The organism is Nocardia farcinica, from assembly GCF_029867845.1.
Classification (GTDB): domain Bacteria; phylum Actinomycetota; class Actinomycetes; order Mycobacteriales; family Mycobacteriaceae; genus Nocardia; species Nocardia farcinica_A.
Genome location: NZ_JARWRU010001257.1, coordinates 1 through 4,984, shown reverse-complemented (window position 1 = coordinate 4,984; position 4,984 = coordinate 1). Strand labels below are relative to the sequence as shown.

The window sequence follows — 4,984 nt, the reverse complement described above, 5'->3', positions numbered from 1 at the left end:
GCTCCGGCGACAGCGACTGCTGTCGCGTCCACCGCCGCCTGACCTGCTGCACGGCTCGCGTCCACCGGGCCGGGACCGGCCGCCGCCCCAACCGCCAGGGGCGGCGCTATATCGGGTCCGGCGCCGACGAGGAGTTCGGCGATGCGCGCCCCGGCCTGGGCGAGGGTGAACGAGCGGCCGAGCTGCATGCTGTTCATCTCCACGCCGAGGGTCTTGCCGACCAGGGCGCCGAATTCGACGGCCATGAGCGAGTCGAGACCGAGTTCGGGCAGCGGCACCGACAGGTCGATGGAGTCGGCGGCCACGCCCATGACCTCGGCGAGCTGTTCGGCCAGCAGGTAGCCGACGACGCTCGCGCGCTGGGCTTCGTCGAGAGCGGTGATCTCCGCGCGCAGCCGGGCCGCGGTCGAATCGTCCTCGGCGGCATCGGCGATCAGATGGGCCAGACGCGCGGTGTGCGCCAGTTGCGGGGCGGCGAGCACCACCTTGGACCAGTCGACGGGGATGACGGCGGCGGTGCGCACGCCCAGGCTCAGCAGTTCGGTGAGATAGCCGGTGCCTGCGTCCATGTCGATGGAGTCGAAACCCGCGATGCGCAGATACCGCTGCACCGTCTCGTCCGCGTCGACCATGCCGCCGCCGGACATGGCGCCCCAGCCCACGCACAGCACCCGGGTGCTCGGCCCGGACGGCTCGTCGGACACCGACGCGATCCTGGCGAACACCTCGGCCATGGCTTGCAGGGCGAGGTTGGCCGCGGTGTAGGAGTACTGGCCGATACCGCCCATGATGGCGCTGCCGGAGGAGTAGAGCACGATCAGGTCGGGCCGTATCCCGGCGCTGTCGAGCGCGTCGGCGAGCGCGCGGGCGCCGTCGAGTTTGGGGGCGAAGACGGTGGCCAGACTGTCGCGGCTCATGGTGGTGATGCGCTGGTCGTCGAGCACACCGGCGGCGTGGAAGATGCCGCGCAGCGGGCGATCCGGGCTGTGCGAGCGGTCGACGAGGGCGCGGACCGCGGCGGCGTCGGTGATGTCGAGCTGTTCGACGCGCACGTCGATGCCGTCCTCGCGCCAGCGGCGCACGTGCTCGCGGGCGGTGTCGGTGCGGGCGCCGCCGCGGCCGACCAGGACGAGCGCGCGAGCGCCGCGGGCGACCAGACGACGGGCGGTGGCCAGGCCGAACGCGCCGAGGCCGCCGGTGATCAGGTAGCGGCCGTCGGGACGGATCGGCACGTCGGCGGTCGCTGGCCGCACGGGCGGGGCGGGGGTGCTCAGATCGAGGGTGATGCGCCCGAGCCGGGTGGAGCGCAAGGCTTCCTCGAAGGCGGCGCCGACCTGATCGGCGCCGAAGCTGTGGAACGGCAGCGGCCGGTAGGTGCCGTCGGCGAGGCGGTCGTTGACGGCTTGCACGCGGGCGATGACCTCCTCGCGGCGCAGCGCGAGCATGCGGTCGAGGTCGAAGGAGTGGTAGGTGATGTTCTTGTCGAAGTTGCGCAGGTCGAGCACGCCGCCGGAGTAGATGTCGGCCTTGCCGATCTCGACGATGCGGCCGAATTCGGCGACGGCTTTGAAGTTCTGACGCACGATCTCCCCCGGCGCGGTGCTGAGCACGATGTCGGCGCCGCGGCCGTCGGTGTAGGCGAGCAGGTCGTCGACGAAGTTCAACGACCGGGAGTCGAGCACGTGATCGGCGCCCTGGGCCAGCACGTAGGCGCGGCGTTCGTCACTGCCCGCGGTGCCGATCACGGTGGCGCCGTGCAGTTTCGCCACCTGCACCGCGCAGGCGCCGACACCGCCGGCGGCGCCGTGCACGAGCACGGTCTCGCCCGGCCGCACCCTGGCCAGGTCGAGCAGGGCGTATTCGGCGGTGACCATCGAGACCGTGGAGCTGCACAGTTCGGGCCGGATGCTGTCGGCGGCGGGGCCGACGAGCTCGGCGCTGGTGACGTGGTAGCGCTCGATCATGCCGGGGGAGGCCAGGCCGACGCGGTCGCCGACGCGCAGCCCGGTGACGCCGGGACCGACCCGCACGATCGTGCCCGCGCCCTCCATGCCGGGGGCGGTGCCGAAATGGGTGCCCGCGAGGTCGTTCTCGTCGAGGATGCCGAGCACTTTGAGCGGGTCCTTGAAACCGAGGCCGATGGCGGCCATGCGGACCTCGACTTCGCCCGGTCCGGGCTCGCGGCGTTCGGCGCTGCGCCAGCCGAGCTGCGACAGCACCCGCGAGCGGGGGATGTCGAGGCGGAAGTTGGCTTCGGGGTCCTCGAGCGGGGCAGCGGCGTCGAGGGCGGCGGTGCGTTCGGGCAGGGCGCGTTCGACGACGCTGGTCCAGCGCAGACCGTCGCGCAGGAACACCTCGTCGGTGCCATCGGGACCGAACGCGCCGGGAATGCGCAGTTCGGCGGCCAGTTCGGCGTCGGTGGTGCCCGGGTCGATGTCGATCAGCCGCCAGCGCAGCGCGGGCTGTTCGTTGAGCAGCACGCGGCGCGCGCCCGCCAGGGCGGCGTGCACGGGGTCGGGGGCGGCGGGGTCGTCGGGGTGGGCGAAGGCGCGTTCGGTGATCAGGCCGAGGTGCAGGGAGCCGTCGCCGGTCAGCGGCAGCGGTTCGGGGTTGATCTCGTCGGCGAAGCGTTCCACGGTCAGCGCCAGACGGCTGAGCAGCCACAGTGCTTCGATCGGCTCGCCGGGGCCCGCGACGACACACACGTGCAGGCGGTCGACGCCGTCGCGGGTGCGGGCCGCGTGCAGGCGGGTCAGCAGCGGTGAGTCGGGGACGCCGTCGACACTGCCCGCGCCGTCGGTGGCCGCCCCGGCTTCGCCGAGCGCTTCGGCGGCGTCGAGGATCTCGACGGTGCCGCCGGGACGGGCGGCGCGGGCGACCCGCTCGGCGCTCGCCCCTGGCAGCAGCACGACGAGGGTGTGCGCGGTGCCCGCGGATTCGCCGGCGGCGGGTGGGTCGAGCAGGGTCCAGCGTTCCTCGTAGTAGAGCGGTTCGAGCGCGCGCAGGGCGCCGCCGCCGAACGGGACGGCGCGGAAGCGGGCGCCGAGGATCTGCAGGACGGGGTTGTGCTCGCTGTCGAGGAGGGTGATGTCGGCGCGCAGCGGAGCGGTCAGGCGGGCGACCACGACGACGTGGTCGGGCAGGTCGGCGAAGCGGCGGACCGCGTCCGCGCCGACCGGGATGACCGCGCCGTCGAGTTCGGGTCCGCCCGCGTCGCCGAGGGACACGATCTGCCAGGCGGCGTCGAGCACGCACGGGTGGGCCAGGTGCCCGCCGTGGTCGGCCGGAGGGTCGAGGTGGGCGACGACGGTGTCCCCGTCGACCCAGGCCCGGCGCACGAGCTGGAAGGCGGGTCCGTGTTCGACGCCGGTGGCGCGCAGGTCGGCGTAGAGATCGGCCGGGTCGACGGGTGTCATGGCGGTGGTGTCGGGCACGACGGTGGCCGGGGGCGTGTAGTCGCCGTCGACGAGGCGGGCACCGGCGTGCTCGGTCCACACCGCGCCGAGGGCGGGGCGGGAGCGGATGGTGACGCGGCCGGTGGATTTCTCCAGTTCGACGGCGAACAGGGGAACGTCGCCGGGTTCGATGACCAGGGGTGCGGTGAAGCGGACGTCCTCGACGGCGTGGCAGCCCGCTCTGGTGTCGTCGCGGGTGAGTGCGGCGACGCCGAGGGCGGCGTCGAGATAGGCCGCGCCGGGCAGCATGCGGGAGCCGTCGACGAGGTGCTCGTCCAGCCACGGCAGGGTGGACACGGCCAGCGGCAGGGTCCAACGGTGTTCGGCGTCGAGGTCGGGGTCGCCGAGCATGGCGGGGACGCCGGGGGTGCCGTGCCGTTGCTGGCTGAATTCGGGCAGGTCCGACCGCAGGTGGCGGCGCTGCCAGGGGTAGCGAGGCAGCGGGTGGTGCGGCGCGGGGTGCGGGCCGAGCAGGGCGGGCAGGTCGAGCGCGCCGGTGGTGTAGAGGCCAGCGACGGTGCGGCGCAGGCTCAGTTCGTCGGGTTGCCTGCGGTCGAGGGTGGCGACGGTGGCGCCGTTCTCGCCGGTGTGCAGCAGGATTTCGCGCAGGTTGGCGCCGAGCACGGGGTGCGGGCCGACTTCGAGGAACACGCGGGCGCCCTCGCCGATCGCGGCGCGGGCGGCGTCGGCGAAGCGGACCGGTTCGCGCACGTTGGCGCACCAGTAGCCGGCGTCCCAGTCCGCGCCGGTGACCCGGTCGCCGGTGACGGTGGAGTACAGCGGGATCGACGGGGTGCGCGGGCGCAGACCGGCCAGGGCGGTGCGCAGTTCGTCGAGGATCGGGTCCATGAGCGCGCTGTGGTAGGCCACCTCGACGCGCAGCCGCCGGGCGAAGACGCCGTCGCCGTCGAGGGCGGCGGCGATCTTGTCGAGCCGTTCGGCGTCGCCGGACAGCGTGACGGCGGTGGGGCTGTTGACGGCGGCGATGTCGACGCCGTCGCCGGTGTGCTCGGCGGCTTGTTCGGCGGGCAGGCCGACGGCGAGCATGCCGCCGGTGCCCGCGGTACGGGCCTGGAGCCGGGCGCGGTGGTAGGCGACGGTGACCGCGTCGGTCAGGTCGAGCATGCCGGTGACGTGGGCGGCGGAGACCTCGCCGACGCTGTGGCCGACGACGGCGGCGGGCCGGATGCCGAGTTCGGCGAGGGTTTCGGTGAGCGCGACCTGGACCAGGAAGTTGGCGGGCTGGGCGATCTCGGTGGCGGTGACGCGGGAGTCCTGCTCGTCGCGCAGCAGTTCGTCACGAATGGACCAGCCGGCGACGGCGGTGAAGGCGGCGTCCACGCGTGCGGCCGCGGCGGCGAAGGTCGGGTTCGTGGTGAGCAGCTGCCGGGCCATGCCCCACCACTGCGGGCCCATGCCGGTGTAGACGAACACGATGCCGGTTTCGGGGGCGGCCACGGTGCGGGTGAGCCTGCCCACGCCCGCGGCGAGGGCGCGCAGGTCGGTGAGCAGGGTGTCGCCGAACGGCA

Annotated in this window: 1 protein-coding gene; it reads right to left on the bottom strand. The window is 73.7% G+C overall.

Going from position 1 to position 4,984, the window contains the following annotated elements; all coding sequences use genetic code 11:
- A partial coding sequence (locus QH283_RS28165; protein WP_280505957.1) for an SDR family NAD(P)-dependent oxidoreductase occupies nt 1-4,984 on the bottom strand: 4,984 nt, incomplete at both ends.